The 18669-nt window shown below is 62.1% G+C and carries 14 protein-coding genes; 7 read left to right on the forward strand and 7 right to left on the reverse strand.

Annotated elements, in window-relative coordinates:
• Positions 1-127: 127 nt before the first annotated feature.
• Genes BSY17_RS12550 through BSY17_RS12560 form a run of 3 tightly spaced genes read right to left on the reverse strand, consistent with a single transcriptional unit; the run spans position 128 to position 3507 of the window.
• Positions 128-973, reverse strand: a complete 846-nt coding sequence (locus BSY17_RS12550) for a hypothetical protein (RefSeq protein WP_069065754.1) — start codon at positions 971-973, stop codon at positions 128-130.
• A gap of 9 nt (positions 974-982) precedes the next feature.
• The gene (locus BSY17_RS12555) at positions 983-2149 is read right to left on the reverse strand and encodes an AAA family ATPase (protein ID WP_069065755.1); all 1167 of its coding nucleotides are present in this window, start codon (positions 2147-2149) and stop codon (positions 983-985) included.
• The gene (locus tag BSY17_RS12560; RefSeq protein ID WP_150125789.1) at positions 2146-3507 is read right to left on the reverse strand and encodes a GmrSD restriction endonuclease domain-containing protein; all 1362 of its coding nucleotides are present in this window, start codon (positions 3505-3507) and stop codon (positions 2146-2148) included. The genes BSY17_RS12555 and BSY17_RS12560 overlap by 4 nt, the downstream gene beginning before the upstream one ends.
• Positions 3508-4378: 871 nt before the next feature.
• Between BSY17_RS12560 and adh the strand changes: the two genes are divergently transcribed.
• The 4 genes from adh to BSY17_RS12580 all read left to right on the forward strand — a co-directional run bounded on the left by adh (position 4379) and on the right by BSY17_RS12580 (position 9929).
• The gene (gene adh, locus BSY17_RS12565) at positions 4379-5899 is read left to right on the forward strand and encodes an aldehyde dehydrogenase (protein WP_069066949.1); all 1521 of its coding nucleotides are present in this window, start codon (positions 4379-4381) and stop codon (positions 5897-5899) included.
• Positions 5900-5973: 74 nt separating this feature from the next.
• Positions 5974-6366, forward strand: coding sequence for a DUF779 domain-containing protein (locus BSY17_RS12570; RefSeq protein WP_069065757.1), 393 nt, complete (start codon positions 5974-5976; stop codon positions 6364-6366).
• Positions 6367-6522: 156 nt separating this feature from the next.
• Positions 6523-7683, forward strand: a complete 1161-nt coding sequence (locus BSY17_RS12575; RefSeq protein WP_335681271.1) for an FIST N-terminal domain-containing protein — start codon at positions 6523-6525, stop codon at positions 7681-7683.
• Positions 7680-9929: a hybrid sensor histidine kinase/response regulator gene (locus tag BSY17_RS12580; RefSeq protein ID WP_069065758.1), complete on the forward strand. Its 2250-nt coding sequence runs from the start codon at positions 7680-7682 to the stop codon at positions 9927-9929. The genes BSY17_RS12575 and BSY17_RS12580 overlap by 4 nt, the downstream gene beginning before the upstream one ends.
• A 4-nt stretch (positions 9930-9933) precedes the next feature.
• On the opposite strand, the gene BSY17_RS12585 is transcribed toward BSY17_RS12580, so the two are convergent.
• The 4 genes from BSY17_RS12585 to pedF all read right to left on the reverse strand — a co-directional run bounded on the left by BSY17_RS12585 (position 9934) and on the right by pedF (position 13913).
• Entirely contained in the window at positions 9934-10710 is a 777-nt protein-coding gene (locus tag BSY17_RS12585) for a response regulator (protein WP_069065759.1), read from the reverse strand.
• Positions 10711-10723: 13 nt separating this feature from the next.
• The gene (locus BSY17_RS12590) at positions 10724-12466 is read right to left on the reverse strand and encodes a methanol/ethanol family PQQ-dependent dehydrogenase (protein WP_069066951.1); all 1743 of its coding nucleotides are present in this window, start codon (positions 12464-12466) and stop codon (positions 10724-10726) included.
• 142 nt (positions 12467-12608) lie between these two features.
• Complete coding sequence (locus tag BSY17_RS12595) at positions 12609-13478, reverse strand: substrate-binding periplasmic protein (RefSeq protein WP_069065760.1); 870 nt, start codon at positions 13476-13478, stop codon at positions 12609-12611.
• Between the two features lie 6 nt (positions 13479-13484).
• On the reverse strand, positions 13485-13913 hold the full coding sequence (gene pedF / locus BSY17_RS12600; RefSeq protein WP_037474684.1) for a cytochrome c-550 PedF: 429 nt from the start codon (positions 13911-13913) through the stop codon (positions 13485-13487).
• A 176-nt stretch (positions 13914-14089) separates the two neighbouring features.
• Between pedF and BSY17_RS12605 the strand changes: the two genes are divergently transcribed.
• The 3 genes from BSY17_RS12605 to BSY17_RS12615 all read left to right on the forward strand — a co-directional run bounded on the left by BSY17_RS12605 (position 14090) and on the right by BSY17_RS12615 (position 18665).
• Positions 14090-15052, forward strand: coding sequence for a PQQ-dependent catabolism-associated beta-propeller protein (locus BSY17_RS12605; RefSeq protein ID WP_069065761.1), 963 nt, complete (start codon positions 14090-14092; stop codon positions 15050-15052).
• Between the two features lie 113 nt (positions 15053-15165).
• On the forward strand, positions 15166-16563 hold the full coding sequence (locus tag BSY17_RS12610) for a porin (RefSeq protein WP_069065762.1): 1398 nt from the start codon (positions 15166-15168) through the stop codon (positions 16561-16563).
• Positions 16564-16640: 77 nt separating this feature from the next.
• On the forward strand, positions 16641-18665 hold the full coding sequence (locus tag BSY17_RS12615; RefSeq protein WP_443019427.1) for a TonB-dependent receptor: 2025 nt from the start codon (positions 16641-16643) through the stop codon (positions 18663-18665).
• The last annotated feature ends 4 nt before the right edge of the window (positions 18666-18669 follow it).

Genomic DNA, 18669 nt, shown 5'->3' on the forward strand with positions numbered 1-18669 from the left:
GATTGCAGTTGATGCCGTCGGCAGGTTTTAATCTAGTAGCGCAGAACCTGCTAGGGTGGGCGGCGCGATGAACGTGCGCGTCTGCGCGGGTGTGGGAACTGCTGATCGCCGGTCGCCATCTCGGATGTCACAGATGTTCACCGATATGCCCAATGAGTGTCTTGCCTTCGAACTCAGCATGTTCCGCACTTGAGAAATAGATGCGATGGAAATAATATTCAGCGTCACCAGCTCGGGCCGAGCAATGGAGCTTGATATGGGGCTCGCACAGTATCCTGACTGTACCGTCCTTGCATTCGAACTGGAAAGTCAGTGCGTCCTTACGGTCCGCGTCCCCCTCCATCGACGTCTCGTAGCCCGACATCGCGGTAAACGCCTTCATGCACGCGTGCGTAGTAGTTTGCTCCATGCATTCCGGCATGTCGTCGGCAAGCGAAATGAGCGCGGACACGATTACCGCGACGAAGTCGTTTAGATTACCGTTGAAGGTACCAAGACAGTCGGGGAAGCGCTGGCTGAACACAAAATTCGGGAACGCTTGGAGGCATTCCAGAAGAAAGCCGTCTCGATCGCCCTGGTATGTCTTAAGTTGCTCGCGCATCACCGCGATCCATCGGTCAAGCGCATTGATGCTCCGCGCCCCCTCTTCCGACCAGGGGCCAAGCTCGCCGACAGCGCCCACCGTCTCAAGCTCGGTCATGGTTGTCGATACGGTCCTGTCGATAGCGAGCCGGAGGAGAAGCTGCATGTCCCGGCCGATACCCTCATGACTTTCGTAGAGGATCTGGTACAGAGCGATGCCCGGGAAAACCTCAGCATAGTAGAGGTATTCGTCCTTATGGATCGCATACCCGGCTTCGCGCAACTCACCGTCGAGAATGAGTAGGGCCTCGAGACGCCCGACCAGCGCTTCGGATGTCGCGTCCGGTGGCGGATCATACCGTTCCAGGCTGTGGATGAGGCTCGCTGGCATGCCCGTCGGTCAGCTCTTGGCCTGTGCGGCCAGGGCTCGACGCGCCTTCATCATCTCGGCTAGGTCGGCACCCTGCTGGTCGAAGAAGCCAGGCGGCCAGCTAGTGAGCTCAGCCGCCTTGTCCATCGTAATCGGGTGGAGTGTCGGCTGCCCCGACCCCTCGCCAAGCGACAGGAACATGAAGCTCGCATCGTTATGCGGGATGATGTCTCGCAGCGCGGCTAAGCGGACACCGTTCAGGACATTCTCGCTATGTGTCTCGACAAGGACTTGGACACCCGTCGAGGCCACCGAGGCGAGGAAGATACCGATTGCGGTCTGGGCGCTGGGATGGAGATGGGCCTCGGGGTTCTCGACGATGAGCATCGATCCCGGAGCCGCGAGCAGCCCGCTCACAACCACCGGCAAGGCATAGCTGATCCCGAAGCCGGTATTGGCCGGGGGCAGTGCTTTCGCCGTAGCGCCCCTCCTGCCAATCGCCATTTGCACGCGGTTGAGATCGGGATGGGATGTGGTGAAGATTTGCGCTCCTGGCACGAGTCGTCCCATCCAGGCCTCGAGTTGGACCCGAAAAAGGCTGGAATCGGCCACGATGCACAAATGTTGCTCCACCATCCGGGCCTCTGCCTGAGCGATCGCGAACGCCGTGAACTCGCCCGCGTAACCGGTGGATATGAAGGACTGGTCGGCCATGGGCTGCAGGTCGCGCGGGCCTACTCGCTCCGCGACGAGGTAATGGAATTCCTGCTGGAAGATCGGGAAGGCGCTGGCACGCGCAAGCAGGTCCCCAGGTGCCTCCACGCAGGCGATGCTTGTCGTCGGCTTGGTGTTGCTCGCTTCGAATCTGCAAAGGACCGGGTCGGTGCCGTCCGCCGATACCCCGAGGACAATTATATCGGATTCGATGTCCGCGTTCGTAAGGGTAGCGCTGTTGCCTAAGCTCAGCCTATACTCGTCATTTAGCTTGATGCTCAGTAGCGGATGCGCGCCGTCGGCACCGCTCACGGTGCCCCTCAGGAGACGGGCCCGGTCGCTGGTCTGTCGGAGGAGCAGGAGCGATTGGATAACGCTCGACTTGCCTACGCCATTCCCGCCGCTCAACACGGTCAGCCGGTTAAGCGGAATCCGCTCCTCCTGGAAGCATTTGAAATTGGTCAGATGGATGCTGCGGATCATCCGATATGCTCCGCGCAGAGGGACCGGGCCTTCTCGAACGCGTAGCGCAACCGACGCCGGTCGTTGGTGCCGTTCGAGACGCTGTCATAATAGTCGGCGTCCCTGTGGAGTTCATGGGAGACAACCCTGGCGAAGCTCTCCGCCTCGACGGCCTGGACCTCCTCCTCGCTCCGCTCCGCTAATACCACGGACCACGTCGTGAAGAGCGAGTTGTTCACCAGCCTGCGCCGGGCACCCGGGACCAGGTCTTGCGGGCTGCATTTTCGGAAGGCGAATGGCCCGAAGAGATGCGCGGTGTTGCGCATGGCGCGCTCGAAGGCGGGGACAAGCTGATCGAACAGGCGGGAGTCTCGGTTGAGCGTCTCAATCGTCTGATCGAGGAATCGCTCCATGTTTCCCTGGTAGGGCGCCTGACGATCTAGGTCCGCCAGCCGGAACGCCGCGAAGCGAAGCGCAATCTCCTGATCCTGCATGCGCACTGTACCGACGCTCGAGCAGGTCGCTTCCAAGAAATCGGGCGAACGGGACAGGCTGTGCAGGACGTGTCTTGTCTCCGGAGACGACATGCAGTTGCGAATCTCCTGAGCGTTCAAGGGGCGTCCGCCCTGATTGATACGCTTGAAGATGTCGAACTTCACGTCCGCCGGCGTCTGCGGGTCGATGATGTTCATCATGATCTGCGTCTGCATAATCCGCTTGCGGAAACGCTGGTCGATGCAGCGCCTCGGATTGTCGTGGCGGAAGACCTTGCCCTCCTCGTCCTTTAAATATTCGAGGTCGCGCAGGCGCAACTCGTTATCAAGAAACTGCTTTATCACGGTCAGACGCTGCAGGCCGTCTACGACCTGCAGGCGTCCCTCATGATCTTGCGCGAGATAGAAGACCGGCAACGGGATGCGCAGCATAATTGACTCGATGAGGCGCGACCGCGCGCCGATATCGGTCCACACGAACTGACGCTGAAAGTCGGGCGACAGGTTTATGTCGCCGTCCTTGATCATATCGTAGACGAGGCTGATATTGAATGGTTTCGTGTCGACCCGGATGAATTCCGGATCGTATGGGAAGGGCTCGAGCCGGACGTCTATGGCCTCGTCCGTCACCTCTATGCCGGCAGCCTCCTGGATCGACCGCTCAGCGAGCGCCTGTATGAAGGCCTCGCCGATTTCACCCGGCGTCAAACCGATATCGTCGGACACTTCGACCTGCACGATCCGCCCGGCTTCCGTCGTGGTGATGGTCAGCTCAGGCGAAATGTCTTCCGCAATCCAGCGGAACAGGCCGTCAGGCTGTGAATGATCCAGCCGCAGCCCGACCAATGCTGGTTCTCCCGAGGCGAGGCGGATGGGTATCTGCAAGGTATACTCCAATAAAAGCTCCGCCAGCGATATATCCTCACTCTCCGAAACAATCCATCGCCCTCGTGCTATCTGTCGTTCGATAGCGCCCCGGGCCACCTCAGGCGGATGGGAAGGTCGCTTCAAATGAGAAGGTCTACGCCGATTTCTACCGAGTTCGAACAGTTTGAGCCGGTGTTATGACCGAGGATCGGCCATTAGCCAGACGGACGGGGATCAAGAACGGTGAAACGGGCAGCCCGTGTCTGGAATGGGGGATGTCGAACGGATATGCTTGAGGCGATTGGCAGATCCAACGCATACGATCGTCAAGCCCCGTCGCTGAAGCGCACGAGTTGGTCGTAATGCATCGCTGGTCGACCTTACATTGTTCGCCACTGTCCGCCAAAGCTGCCTGACGATCGGACAAGGGTTTATGACCAGATTTATGACTAGCCGCTATAGATCGAGATAAACTGACGGATAACGTGGATTCTCTGTCGGACTGCCTCTCCGCCAATTATTTGCACAATCCGTTGATTTTAAGAGATTTTCTGGGTGCGTGTTTGCAACAACCCATAAGTTGGTTGATAACATGTGAGATTATCCTTTTGCGATAATAGCCTAATGCTCTCCCATTATCCTGACGCCATCGGGCGACTGTGGAAGCATTAGCAGCCTTGGGCCTCCCCATGCTGGCTTTCCTCCTGCGAGTGCGCTCTCCGCGTCAAAGCGGAGCGCAGCAATGCGCCGGATCATTTGATCCCTAACATCGACGACGCGATCATCGTGGTCTCTCGCAATTGACCAAAGGTCCTATTGCGCAACCTACAGGCTTTGCCATCCTGACATCCTGAATTTCAATGCGAAAATTGACCCAGGAGATATGATGATGCTGCAACAGGCGCTGGAGAAATTATCCGGCCATACCCTCATCCGCGATTGCTATGACAATTATATCGGTGGGGCATGGACGGCGCCTGTGAAGGGCGCCTATTTCGACAATGTTTCGCCCGTCAACGGACAGGTGGTGTGCCAGGTGGCGCGCGGCACGGCCGAGGATATCGAGCTGGCCCTGGATGCCGCACACGCCGCCAAGGCGGCGTGGGGCCGGATGTCATCGACCGAAAGGTCCAACATCTTGCTGAAGATCGCCGATCGGATGGAAGCCAATCTGGATCTAATCGCGATGGCCGAGACGATCGACAACGGCAAGCCGATCCGCGAGACGACCCACGCCGATATTCCTTTGGCGATCGACCATTTCCGCTATTTCGCCGGTTGTGCCCGCGCCCAGGAAGGCTCGATCAGCGAGATCGATCATGACACCATCGCCTATCATTTCCACGAACCGCTGGGCGTGGTGGGCCAGATCATTCCTTGGAACTTCCCCATCCTGATGGCGGTGTGGAAACTGGCGCCTGCCCTTGCGGCCGGCAATTGCATCGTGCTCAAGCCTGCCGAACAGACCCCGATGTCGATCCTGGTGCTGGCGGAGATTATCGGCGACCTGTTGCCGCCCGGCGTGCTCAACATCGTTAACGGCTTTGGCGTCGAAGCGGGCAAGCCGCTCGCCAGCAGCAAGCGAATCAGCAAGATCGCCTTTACCGGCGAAACCACGACCGGCCGCCTGATCATGCAATATGCGTCGGAAAACCTGATCCCGGTGACGCTAGAACTGGGCGGCAAGTCGCCCAACATCTTCTTTGCCGACGTGATGGACGCGGACGACGATTATTTCGACAAATGCCTCGAAGGCTTTGCCATGTTCGCGCTGAACCAGGGCGAGGTCTGTACCTGCCCCAGCCGCGCGCTCATTCAGGAATCGATCTACGATCGTTTCATCGAGCGCGCCATCGCGCGGGTGAAGGCGATCAAGCAGGGCAGCCCGCTCGATCCATCGACGATGATCGGCGCGCAGGCGTCCAACGATCAACTGGAAAAGATCCTATCCTACATCGCCATCGGTCGCGAAGAAGGCGCGCAGGTGCTGACCGGCGGCGAACGCGCCAGCCATGAGGGCGATTTGAGCCAGGGCTATTATGTGACGCCCACCGTCCTCAAGGGTCATAACAAGATGCGGATTTTCCAAGAGGAAATCTTTGGCCCCGTATTGGCGGTCACCACCTTCAAGGATGAGGCCGACGCGCTGGCGATCGCCAATGACACGCTCTACGGTCTGGGCGCAGGCGTATGGACCCGCGACGGGACGCGCGCCTATCGCATGGGGCGTGGCATCCAGGCTGGTCGGGTGTGGACCAACTGCTACCATGCCTATCCCGCCCATGCGGCCTTTGGCGGGTATAAACAGTCGGGCATCGGGCGCGAAAATCACAAGATGATGCTGGACCATTATCAACAGACGAAGAATCTGCTGGTCAGCTACAGCCCGAAGGCCCTGGGTTTCTTCTAAAGGAACGGGCTTTTTCTGAAGGTCAGCGGCGGGCATCGTGGATGCCTGCCGCTTCATTCTGGCGGAGACAGACGATGGTATCGCTTCCGGCACGCATCCTGTCCACCCCGCAGGCGGACGCCCTGATCACTCGTCTGACGGCGCTGCATGGGCCGCTCATGTTCCATCAATCGGGCGGGTGCTGCGACGGGTCTGCCCCGATGTGTTTCCTGCGCGGTGAATTTCGGGTCGGGGCGCAGGATGTGTTGCTGGGGCGGATTGCTGGCGATGTGCCGGTATGGATCGGCGCTGCGCAATTCGACTATTGGCGCCATACGCAGGTGATCATCGATGTCGTGCCGGGCCGGGGGGCGGGCATGTCGCTGGAAAGCCCCGAAGGCCTGCGGTTCCTGGTCCGATCGCGCCTGTTTACCGACAGCGAGTCGGCGCTGCTGGAGGCCGCCGGAGAACCGGCGCGCGGCGGCTGATTGCGCGACGCGGACCAGCCGTTCCGGCAAGCGATGACGCACCTGCCCCTTTCCGCACGACATATCCGGTCCAAAGCGCAAAAAGCGTCGGGTTTCGGGTGACAATATCGATCATCCCTGCGCATGATATTGCCATAAAGACGACAAGGCAGCGGGATGAGGGGCAAGGCGACGACAGACATCCTGAAGGCGGGGATAGGGTTTGCCTGCTCCCATGCCGATGATCCGTTCGAGGCCATGGCAGAACTGGGCGAGACGCTGGGCGCACAGTCGCTGGCCGGGGCCATGATCTTTTGCTCGCACCGCTATGATCGCGACCGGCTGGCGCGGGCGATCAATCGGCATGGCGAGGGTATGACGGTGATCGGCTGCACCAGTTCGGGGGAATTGACCGGCAATGGTTATGACAGCGACAGCCTGACCATCATCGGCTTTCCCGCCGACAGCTTCCGCATGACGTCCCATTGTTTCGACGACATCGATAATTTCGATCCCCAAACCGCGCGCGAACAGGTGCGCGCGCTTGCGGCACGGGCAGAACGCGACAGCCGGGCGCTGGGCGAGAGCGTCAATCATGTCGCCCTGTTCCTGGTGGACGGTCTGTCGCATCGCGAAGAATTGCTGACCATGACGATCCAGGACGCCTTGGGCGACATTCCGCTGATCGGCGGATCTTCGGGCGACGACCTGGCCTTTCGCCAGACCGCGATATTCGATGGCGGGCACTTTCACGCCCGCGCGGCGGTCATTGCCATCCTGTCCACGAGCCGGGCGATACATGTGTTCAAGGCGCAGCATTATCGGCCGGGCGACCGGAAGATGGTAATTACCGGCGCGAATTCGCCTGAACGGATCGTGACGGAGATTAATGCCGAACCGGCCGCAGCCGAATATCTGCGGTTGGCAGGCCATGCCGGAGAAGCGCTGGGGACGGCGTTTTTCGCCGCCCATCCGCCGATGGTCCGCGCGGGCGGGGAATATCATGTCCGATCGATCCAGAGCGCCAATCCCGACGGGAGCCTGACCTTTTACTGCGCCATCGACGAGGGCATCGTACTGACGATCGGCGAGCCCGTAGACCGCATCGCCGGCATGGAAGCCCTGTTCCAGGACATCGATGTCCATGTCGGGGAAGTGGATCGGATCATCGCCTTCGATTGCGTGCTGAACCGGATCGATGCGGAACAACGGCAGATCAGCCGGGACGTGTCCGCCCTTTATGCGCGGCATCGAGTCGTCGGTTTCAACACCTATGGCGAACAATATCATGCGCTCCATGTGAACCAGACGTTCAGCGGGCTTGCGATCGGAAAATGACGCAGGATGGCACCCGGTCGGACGCGGATAGCGAAGTCGCGCGTCTGCGCGAGGAGAACCGCAAACTGCGCAAGATCAACAGCGCGCTGATGGACCGCGTGGAACGGTCGACCGACATGTCGGCCAACGCCTTTTCGATGTTCGAAACCGCCATCTCACTGGAGGCGAAGGTCCGCGATCGCACCATCCAGTTGGAAGATGCGCTTGGGCGACTGGCAAAGGCCAATGCGGACCTGAGCGATGCCCATGTCCGCGCCGATGCCGCCCGCATGCGCCTGCGCGATGCGATCGAATCGATCAACGAGGGGTTCGTCCTGTTCGATGCGGAGGATCGGCTGGTCCTCCATAACGAAGCCTATCTCGGCTTCTGGCCTCAGGTGGCGGACCATCTGGACGAAGGCGTGACCTTCCACGACATTGCGCGGATCGTGGCGCATAGCCAAAGCCCGGCCGGGGCACAGGTCGCGCCGGACCGTTGGGTGTCCGACCGGCTGGCCAAACATGGCATTGCCGATGGCGCACAGGTGCAGCGGCTCGCCGATGGCCGCTGGATCCAGATCAACGAATTGCGCACCAGCGAAGGCGGCATCGTCGGCATCTATACCGATATAACCGAGGCCAAGGCGGAGGACGCCCGCGCCCGCGCGCGCGAACTGGCCGAACGCAATGTCGTGCTTCAGGCGACGCTCGACAATCTGTCGGAGGGGGTGTGCCTGTTCGACAATCGTCGGCAACTGGCGGCCTGGAACGAAGCGCTGCGCCGCCTGCTTGCCCTGCCGGATCATCTTGCGGGGGCGCTGGCCAGCCATGGCGATCTGGTCCGTTGGTGTCGCGACACGTTGGGGCTGGACGATGGCGGCTGTCTCGATTGGCGCGGAGGGCATGCCGACAATCAGACGATCGTGCGCCGGTGCGCGGCGGGCCAGCGACATTTCGAGATCCGGGCGAAAACCATGGCGGGCGGTGGCCAGGTGTTCGGCTTCATCGATGTCACCGACATGCTGCGTGCGCAGGCGAGCTTGCAGGAAACGGCCGAAACGCTGGAGCGCCGCGTGTCGGAACGCACGGGCGAACTGGTCGAACTCAATCGCAAGCTGGAAGGCGAAGTGGCCGAGCGGCGGGCGGTGCAAGCCGCATTGACGCAAGCCAAGATCGCGGCGGAAAAGGCGAACCTGTCGAAAACCAGCTTTCTCGCAGCGGCCAGCCATGACCTGTTGCAACCGCTCAATGCCGCGCGGCTGTTCGTCGCGGCGTTGGGTGACCGGCGGCTGGCGCTGCCGACGCGCGCGCTGGTGAACCAGACGTCGACGGCGCTGGATTCGGTCGAAGATCTGCTGGAGGCGTTACTGGAAATCTCGCGACTCGACGCGGGCGCGATCCAGCCGGAAATCGGGCATATCCGGATCGACCGGCTGTTGCAGACGCTGAATGTGGAATTCGCGCCGATGGCCCGTGCGGCGCACCTTGCCTTCCAGATCATAGCCGAGCCGCTCTGGGTCGAAACCGATGTCCGGCTGCTGCGCCGCATCCTTCAGAACTTCATTTCCAACGCCATTCGCTACACCCCCAGCGGATCGGTGCGGGTCTGCTGCGCGGCGACGGATCAGGGGGTGGAAATCAGCGTCACCGATACCGGCCCCGGCATCGCGGCGGACAAGCAGGCGCTGATCTTCGAGGAGTTTCTGCGGCTGGACACACGCTGCCAGGGTAAGGGGCTGGGCCTCGCCATCGTCAAACGGGCCAGCGACATGCTGGGTCATCCCATCACATTGCGGTCGGCACCGGGCGAAGGCGCCACATTCGCGATCACCCTGCCGATCGGGCAGGAACAGCGCGACGACGATCCCGACCGCGCGCCGCCATCCCGCGATCGGCCGATGCGTAATCTTTCCGTGCTGGTGATCGACAATGAACGCCAGATCCAGTCCGGCATGCGGACGCTGCTGACCGGCTGGGGCTGTGCGGTGGCAACGGCTGACGGGTTCGATCAGGCCGCCTTGCTCTTCGCCGATGGCGCGCGGCCCGACATCATCCTGGTGGACTATCATCTGAAAGATGGCGAAACGGGCGATACCGTGATCCACCGCCTGCATGATCATTTCGGCGTCAAAGTGCCCGCCGTAATGATATCCGCCGACCGCAGCGAGGCGCTGAAAACCCAATTGGCGGCCACCGCGACACCATTGCTGAACAAGCCGGTGAAGCCGGCGCAGCTGCGCGCGTTGCTCCGAACGATCCTGGACTGATCGCCTAATTATCGCCGTCGAAGCGCACCCGGTTGGCCAGGATCACGGCCTGGGTCCGGCTGAATACATGCAACTTTTGGAGGATGGCGGAGACATGCGCCTTCACCGTGGTCATCGATACGCTCAGGTCATGGGCAATCTGCTTGTTCAAGCGGCCATGGACCAGATGCGTCAGCACAACCCGCTGCTGCGGCGTCAGGCTACCGATGCGGTTGAGGATATCGGCCTCCTCCGGGCTTTCCTGCGGACCATCCTCGATCGCGTCGGGCATGTAGATTTCGCCGGACACCACGCGATGCAGCGCATCGACGATCGCGCTGCGCTTCATCGACTTGGGGATGAACCCCGCCGCCCCGGCGGTCAGCGCCTCGCGCACGATCGCGCGGTCGAACGCGCCCGATATCATGACCACGGGCAGGATCGGAAAACGGCTGCGCAACAGGCGCAATCCGTCCAGCCGCTTCACGTCGGGAATGTGGAGGTCGAGCAGGATCAGGTCGAAATTGGACTGTTTGTCGAGCGTCGCCAGCGCCTCCTCCATGCTCGCCGCCTCGAAGATCGCACAGCCGTCGAAGGTGATGGCGATGACGCTGCGCAGCCCGTCGCGGACCAGCGGATGATCGTCGATGATCAGCACTCGCTCCATCATGACCTCGTCCGCCATCAGGTCGCCATCATCCCCCTGCATCCGTCCCCCCTGCCCATGACGATCGACCATGATCGGGGGCACGGCAAGACGGCCTGCTTGGCCTGCATAATTCCCGCGCCCCATGACGATCATAGCAGCTATTCCCTTATTTCGGCAGCTTGAACACCCAGAGCGATCCGCCCTGGTTGATATCCTTGAAGGACTTGGCGACCTCGCCACCCCATAGCGGCACCGCGCCGCCCCAGCCGGACATGACGGCGACATATTGTTCGCCATCCTGTTCCCAGGTGACAGGCGATCCGACCACGCCCGACCCGGTCTGGAACTTCCACAATTCCTGGCCGGTCTTGGCATCGAACGCCTTGAGATAGCCCTCCGGCGTGCCGGTGAAGACCAGGTTGCCTGCGGTCGTCAGCACTCCGCCCCATAGCGGTGCCTTATTCTTATATTCCCACACGATCTTGCCGGTCTTGGGGTCCATCGCCCGCAGCGCGCCGATATGATCGTCGGCGATCGGCTTGATCGTGAAGCTCGCCCCCAGATAGGCCGCCCCCTTCTTATAGGTGATCGGCTCGTTCCAGATGTCCATGCCCCAGTCGTTCGACGGGATGTAGAACAGCCCTGTATCCTTGCTATAGGCCATCGGCATCCAGTTCTTGCCGCCCAGGAAGGATGGAGAAGAAAAGACGCTCTTGCCTTTTTCCGTGCCGTCGGGTGCGCCGGGCCGACCCGCCGGGATCACCTTGGGCTTGCCATTCTTGTCATAGCCATCGGCCCAGGTCGTCTGCATCACGAATTTATTGGCGCTGATGAATTTGCCATTGGTGCGGTCCAGCACGAAGAAATAGCCGTTGCGGTCGGCCTTTCCGCCCAATTTCATCGTCTTGCCGTTGATCGTGGCATCGAAGGGGATGAATTCGTTGACGCCATCGAAATCCCAGCCGTCATGCGGCGTGGTCTGATAATGCCATTTGATCACGCCCGTTTCAGGATCGATCGCCAGCGTCGAGGCGCTGTAGAGATTGTCGCCAGGGCGCAAATGGCTGTTCCAGGGGGCCGGGTTGCCGGTGCCGAAATAGAGAAGGTTGGTTTCCGGGTCATAAGTGCCGCCGAGCCAGGTCGCCCCGCCGCCGGTCTTCCACATGTCGCCCTGCCAGCTGGCGTTGAGCTTGCCGGTAATGCCATTATCCTTGCCGCGCAGGGTGCCCATATTCCCTTCGATCACCGGCCGGTGCCAGATCAGCTCGCCGGTATCGACATTGCGTGCCTCCACTGCGCCGACCACGCCGAACTCGCCGCCCGAATTGCCGGTGATGACCATGCCCTTGACGATCAGCGGGGCGGCGGTGGCGCTATAGCCCGCCTTGTAATCGGCGATCTGCTTGTTCCAGATGACCTTGCCGGTCAGCCGGTTGAGGGCGACGAGCCGCGCGTCGAGCGTCGCGAAGATGATCTTGTCGCCATGGATGGCCGCACCGCGATTGACGACATCGCAACAGGGCATGATGCCATCGGGAAGGCGGGCATTATATTCCCATTTTTCCTCGCCGGTGCGCGCGTCGAAGGCATAGAGGCGCGAATAGGAGCCGGTGACGTAGATGGTGCCGTCATAGACCAGAGGCTGCGATTCCTGCCCCCGCTGCTTTTCGCCACCCAAGGATGCGGCAAAGGCGGGCACCAGCCGCGATATGGTCTGGGTATTGAGCGCGGTGAGTGGGCTGAAACGCTGCGCCTGTGGCCCCATGCCATAGGTCAGCACATCGCCGGTCGATGTCGCATCGGCCATCAAATCCGCATCGGTCGGCCCCTGAGCGACCAGCGGTGCCGCGGCCGTCAACAGCGCCAAAGTGACGGCACCGGTTAGCGAACGTGTGAAACGCCCTTTCATGATCATCCTCCCTGTTGTGGGCGCGCTCGGCGCCTTCGGCCTGCAGATTATGGGGTGAGGCTGGCGGAGCAATTGGACCTTGGGTCGCGCCTTCATTCTATGCGGCCATCCCCTCGTTCGGATTTGGGCAAGAGCAGGCCGCTCAACCCGCCGCGAGCGCAGGCCTGTAACGCACGCCATGCGCCGTGAAGATCGTTTCCAGTTCGCCCGATGCGCGCATCGTTGCCAGGATCGCTTCCACTGCGTCGCCCAGATTGCGGCTATTTTCCTTCACCGCCATGCCGATGTCCCACCCGGCCGATGCGAAGGCGGGCAGCGGCATGGTCCGGGTGGCGACTGTCGTGGTGCCGCTATCGTGCAGCACGGCTTCGATCTGCGCCCGGCTTGCCAGCACGGCGTCCGCGCGCCCGTCGGTCACGGCGAGCACCGCATCGGCACCATTGGGGAAATGGATGACATTCTTGGCCAATATCCCGCCCGCCGTACCGATCAGGTAGAAGTCGGGGATCGAGTCCAGTTCGACCGCCAGCCGCTTGCCACGATAGTCGGCCGGAGGGGCGTTGACATCGATCTCGCTCTTCACCCCGGCGAACTGGAAGCTCTCGCGGAAATAGGGCGCGACGATCGCAACCTGGTCGTTGCGCGCGGCAAAGGCGCGGTCGAACGGCACATGCAGCATGATATCGGCGGGCGGAAAGCCGAGCAGGCCGCCCCGCCACACGCCATTGCGCAAATCATCGTCGGCACTTTCGTCGGCGACCAGTTCGGCAATATCGGCGCGCACGCCCAGCCCCTTGGCAAGCGCCTGCGCCAGATCGACGTCGATGCCGACCAGTCGGCCATCCTTGCGCCAGGACCACGGGCGATTGTCCCGGTACACAGCGACCCGAAGCACGCCCAGTTCCTTGACCCGGCCCAGCGGCGCGGCCTTTGCAGCTTCGCCCAAGGGAAAGCCCGACATGGCGAGCATCGCGGCCATAGCCGCATGGTGGAGGAAGACGCGACGATCCATAGCGGCTTACTCCTGATGCTTGGTTTCAAGCCAGGCGCGGATCGCCCAGCCGGCTTTCTGGCCCAGCACTTCGCCCATGGGCGGCATATAGACTTTGCCATCATGGCTGGACCCGTGCTGGAAGCGCTGGATATACCATTCATCTCCGCTGTCGCCGACTTCCAGATAGCGCAGGTCGGGCGCAATGCCGCCGGATTCACCGTCCAGCCCGTGGCAGCGGGCGCAATTCTGGCCGTAAGCCGACTCGCCGATCTTCACCGCGTCGGCATTGCCGCGATAGGGATTATGTTGCAGCCACTCCTCGCCAATGTCGGGCAACGCCGCCGTTTCCACCGCCTGGGGTGTGACATTGCCATGCGCCAACAAGGATGAGGTGATCGACGCGCCAAGTAGGCAGGTGGCGCCGATCAATGCGATACGTCCCTTATTCCTCATCATCCATCCTCGTCTCTGTCTGTCGGCCCATATCGGCCGCTCTCGCTTGTAGAGACGGGTTGTAGGGAAGCGGAGGCACGCACCCCATTGGCCATTGGTACAATCCCGCCGCACCGATAAGCCCGATAGGCCGGGCGGGCGCTGCAATGACGCGCCGATGGAGGAGAGGATTAGCCATGATGAAGGCCGCTCTGGCGGGGCTGGCGATGGTTGCGGGCATGCCTGCGCTCCATGCCGAAACGCTTTATGTCTCCAATGAACGGGGCAACAGCATCAGCGTGATCGACGCGGCCACTATGACGCCGCTCGCAACCTGGCCGGTGGGGGGGCGCCCGCGCGGCATAACGCTTAGCCTGGACGGCAAATATATCCTGCTCTGCGCCAGCAGCGATCATGCCGTGCAACTGATCGACCGCGCCACGGGCAAGATCATCGCGGACCTGCCATCGGGCCAGGACCCAGAACAGTTTTTCCTGTCGCGCGACGGACGGACGCTGTTCGTCGCCAATGAAGATGATGCGGCACTGACGGCCATCGACCTGGAAAGCCGCACAGTCGCCTTTCAGGTGGATGTCGGCAAGGAACCGGAAGGGGTCGCCCAAAGTCCCGATGGCCGATGGGTGATCGTGACGTCGGAGGAGGATAATGTCGTCAATTGGATCGACCTGACGACCCGAATGATGGTGGATGCCACCGAGACGGACCAGCGCCCCCGCCATGTCGAGTTCACCGCCGATGGAACGCAGCTATGGATCGCAGCCGAGATTGGCGGCACCGTCCAGATCGCCGACCCACATACGCGCAAGATCACTGCGGCGATCCGCTTTGCCATAGCGGGGGTGCAGGATCATCTGATCCTGCCCTGCGGCATCCGCTTCACGCCGGATGGCAAGACGGCGATCGTGGCGCTGGGCCGCGCCAACCATATCGCGCTGGTCGATGTGGCGACGCGGACCGTGCGCGCCTATGTGCCCGTAGGCAAACGAGTGTGGCACGTCGCCATCAGCGCCGATGGCACGCGCGCTTATGCAGCCAATGGCTTGTCCGATAGCGTGTCGATCGTGGACCTCGCCAGTGCGAAGGTCGTCGGCACGGTGCCGGTGGGCGCTGGCCCTTGGGGGATCGCCGTCGCGCCCTGATCTTCCTGCGCCTCTGACCCAAGGAACGAGAACCAAAGTCCAATTTGCACCCCGCCGCACTCGACGCACTCTTTCGCCCGTCGGCACGACCGGCGCATAATGGGAGGGATGAGATGTCTAGGGGGAAATGGCTGGGCGGGGCCGCGATGGCGATGCTGTTCGCGCTGACCGCAACACCGGCGGCGGCGGGGACGACGGCTGAGCTGCTGAAAAGGCTCCACGAAAAGGGGATTCTGACCGACGAGGAATATCAGCAACTGGCGCAGCAAGACGCTGCGCAGGTCGCACCCGCTGCCCCGCCACCAGCCCAGTCCGCTGCGGCGTCGCTGGACGACAAGCGGCTGGTGCGGATGAGCGATAGCGGCGTCGGCATGGAAGTCGGCGGCGTTTCGGTCAAGATTTCCGGGTCGGTCAATGGCTTCTACACCCATGAAAACGGACAGGCTCCCGGCCTTAATACGGCGGTCGTCGGCGGCGTGGTGCCAGTCGGTGGCAAGAGCGCGTCGGTCCGCAACGGCCTGCTGCCCGGCTATCTGAAATTCGATATTACGACCAACCAGGGCGGCTGGGATGTGGGCGCACATTTCGGCATGTATCCGGGCATCAACAGCGCGACCTATGCCGCGGGCGGGGGTGCCAATAGCGGCGGACGCAATACGGCCTTGCAGACGGCCGGTATCGATTTTCGCCAGACCTATATGACCATCGGCCGTGCGGGACTGGGCGAATTCAAGCTGGGCCGCGATATCGGACTGTTCGGATCCGAAGGCATATTGAACGATATCACCTTGTTGTCGGTGGGGTCGAGCGGCGGCAATGTCGCGCCGTCCAACACGTCGCTGGGGCGGATCGGCATCGGCTATATCTACACCGACTTTCAGCCGCAGATCACCTATTCCTCGCCAAAGCTGGGCGGCTTCCAGATTTCCGCCGGTATCTTCCAACCGCTCGAATCGCTCACCGGGCCGGGGGAGAACAGCAAGTCGCCGGGCTTTCAGGGCAAGATCGTTTATGACGGAAAATTCGGCGATCTGTCCGTGCGCGCCTGGTTGTCGGGCATCACGCAAAAACATCATCGCATCGATGGCGTGACCTATACGGGCAGCGGCTTCGATACGGGCGCGAAGATCGGCTATGGACCGATCATGCTGACGGGCTATTATTATAATGGCTCAGGGCTGGGCACGACCGCGCTCAACCTGTTCGATACCGATGCGACCGGGGCGAAGCGCGACAGCGACGGCTTCTATCTGCAGGGGCTGGCCACGTTCGGCAAATTTTCGATCGGCGGCAGCTATGGCGAAAGCAACCTCCATTATGCCAACGCCGCCGATGCCCTGGCCAATCCTACGCTGCTCGACAAGAGCAGCAGCTGGGTCGGTCAGGCACGCTATGGCCTGACCAGCTGGGTCACGCTGATCGGCGAATATATCCGCACCAAATCGCAGGCCCATAACGGCAATGCAGCGGAAGCCGACACGGTCGCAGCGGGCGCCATCCTGTTCTTCTGAACAGAGGGCATGGCGCGGCGGCCTCCGATCAAAGGAGGTCGCCGCGCCCAGGGGCGACAAAGGGGGAAGACGGCACAATGCGTTGCAACAGCCTGATCGCACGGGGCGCATTAATGCTGTCCTGTGCGGCCCATGTCCTGCCGGTGCCGAATGCCAGGGCACAGGAAGGCGACGCCATCGTCGTTCTGGGTCAAAGCCTACCTCTCCCGCCGGGCAGTTCGGCTTATGGATCGGTCATGATCGACCGGGATCGCCTGACCGGCAATGCCGCCAACCGCATCGAGACGATCCTGGCCGATGTTGCGGGGTTTCAGCAGTTTCGCCGTTCCGACAGCCGGTCGGCCAACCCCTCGGCGCAGGGTGCGACTCTGCGGGCATTGGGCGGCAATGCGTCCAGCCGGACGTTGGTGTTGCTGGATGGCGTGCCGATGGCAGACCCGTTTTTCGGCTATATCCCTTTTAGCGCGCTGGTGCCCGATCGCCTGTCTGCCGTGCGGGTTACGCGCGGCGGCGGATCGGGTGCTTTTGGTGCAGGCGCGGTGGCGGGCACGATCGAGCTGGCCAGTGCGGCGCGGGACGACCTGGCGGACCTATCCGCCAGCGCCTTTTACGGCAGCCGTCATGCCAGCGAAGTATCCGGTGCCCTGACGCAGGATTTAGGAAGCGGTTTCGTGTCGCTGTCTGGCCGGTGGGACCGGGGCGACGGCTTCCATACGACACCGAAATCCCAGCGCGTCGCCGCGACCACGCCAGCGGCCTATGCTGGCTGGTCGGTCAACCTGCGCGCGGTCGCACCACTGTCATCCGACATGGAAGTGCAGTTTCGCAGCCTGTTCTTCCGCGATGACCGGACGCTGCGCTTTGCCGGGGCGGACAGCCACAGCGAGGGACAGGATGCCAGCATCCGGCTGATGGTCAGGGGCCGTTGGCAAGTGGATGCGCTGGCCTATGTGCAGGCACGCAATTTCTCCAATATCGTCATCAGCGCATCGACCTATCGCAAGTCGCTCGATCAGCGGAACACGCCGTCGACCGGCCTTGGCGGCAAGATCGAGTTGCGACCGCCGGTCGGACGCGCGCATGTGCTGCGGCTCGGCATCGATACGCGGCTGGCGGACGGCATGATGGCGGAGGAAGCCTATAATGCCAATCTGGCCGCCAATCCGGTAACCGCGCGTCGCCGCGCTGGCGGGCAGCAGATCACCACCGGTCTGTTCCTGGAAGATGACTGGACGCTGGGAGCGCTGGTCCTGACGGGAGGCATTCGCGCCGATCGCTGGACGATCCGCCGGAGCTTTTTCGATAGCAGGACCGCGGCGGGCGTCGTGACGAGCAACAGCGATTTCGCCAGGCGCAGCGACTGGCAGGTCAGCGGACGTGCAGGCGCGCTGTTCCGCGTCGATCAGGACGTCGCCCTGCGCGCCGCGGCCTATACCGGCTTCCGCCTGCCCACGCTCAACGAACTCTACCGTCCGTTCGTCGTCTTCCCGATCACCACACAAGCCAATGCGGCACTCCTGCCGGAACGGCTGAAGGGGGTGGAAGTCGGGCTGGACATCAATCCTGCTGCCGATGCCACGCTGGGCCTGACGCTTTTCTACAATCGGCTGAACGATGCCATCGCCAATGTCACCATCGCCCCTAATCTGCGCCAGCGGCGCAATGTGTCGGCGGTGATCGCGAAGGGCGTCGAACTCACCGGACGCGCGCGGCTGCGCGACGCCCTGCTCCTGTCCGGCTCTTATGCCTATAGCCATAGCATCGTCCGTGCGCCGGGATTGGCGTTCGACGGCTTTGCCCCCGCCCAAAGCCCCCGCCACGCCGCCAGCGCTACCCTTGGCTGGCAACCGACAACGGGGCCTTCGGCGTTCGCGACGCTGCGCTATGTCGCCAAACAATATGAGGACGATCTCCAGGGGGATGTCCTTCCCGACGCCCTGACGGTCGATGCCTTTGCCGACCTGCCGATCGGACATGGTCTGTCGCTGGTGGCACGGGCCGAAAACCTGTTCGACGCCACTATGGTCACCCGCAATGTTGCAGGATCGATGGACTTGGGCACGCCCCGGACCCTGTGGATCGGCCTGCGTTTCATCCACTGAAGGA

This window comes from Sphingobium sp. RAC03, assembly GCF_001713415.1.
In the GTDB taxonomy this organism is placed as follows: domain Bacteria; phylum Pseudomonadota; class Alphaproteobacteria; order Sphingomonadales; family Sphingomonadaceae; genus Sphingobium.

Coding starts and splice junctions, on each gene's coding strand:
- BSY17_RS12550 (WP_069065754.1), bottom strand. CDS start 973: ATGCCAGCGAGCCTCATCCACAGCCTGGAACGGTATGATCCGCCACCG.
- BSY17_RS12555 (WP_069065755.1), bottom strand. CDS start 2,149: ATGATCCGCAGCATCCATCTGACCAATTTCAAATGCTTCCAGGAGGAG.
- adh (WP_069066949.1), top strand. CDS start 4,379: ATGCTGCAACAGGCGCTGGAGAAATTATCCGGCCATACCCTCATCCGC.
- BSY17_RS12570 (WP_069065757.1), top strand. CDS start 5,974: ATGGTATCGCTTCCGGCACGCATCCTGTCCACCCCGCAGGCGGACGCC.
- BSY17_RS12575 (WP_335681271.1), top strand. CDS start 6,523: ATGAGGGGCAAGGCGACGACAGACATCCTGAAGGCGGGGATAGGGTTT.
- BSY17_RS12580 (WP_069065758.1), top strand. CDS start 7,680: ATGACGCAGGATGGCACCCGGTCGGACGCGGATAGCGAAGTCGCGCGT.
- BSY17_RS12585 (WP_069065759.1), bottom strand. CDS start 10,710: ATGATCGTCATGGGGCGCGGGAATTATGCAGGCCAAGCAGGCCGTCTT.
- BSY17_RS12590 (WP_069066951.1), bottom strand. CDS start 12,466: ATGAAAGGGCGTTTCACACGTTCGCTAACCGGTGCCGTCACTTTGGCG.
- BSY17_RS12595 (WP_069065760.1), bottom strand. CDS start 13,478: ATGGATCGTCGCGTCTTCCTCCACCATGCGGCTATGGCCGCGATGCTC.
- pedF (WP_037474684.1), bottom strand. CDS start 13,913: ATGAGGAATAAGGGACGTATCGCATTGATCGGCGCCACCTGCCTACTT.
- BSY17_RS12605 (WP_069065761.1), top strand. CDS start 14,090: ATGATGAAGGCCGCTCTGGCGGGGCTGGCGATGGTTGCGGGCATGCCT.
- BSY17_RS12610 (WP_069065762.1), top strand. CDS start 15,166: ATGTCTAGGGGGAAATGGCTGGGCGGGGCCGCGATGGCGATGCTGTTC.
- BSY17_RS12615 (WP_443019427.1), top strand. CDS start 16,641: ATGCGTTGCAACAGCCTGATCGCACGGGGCGCATTAATGCTGTCCTGT.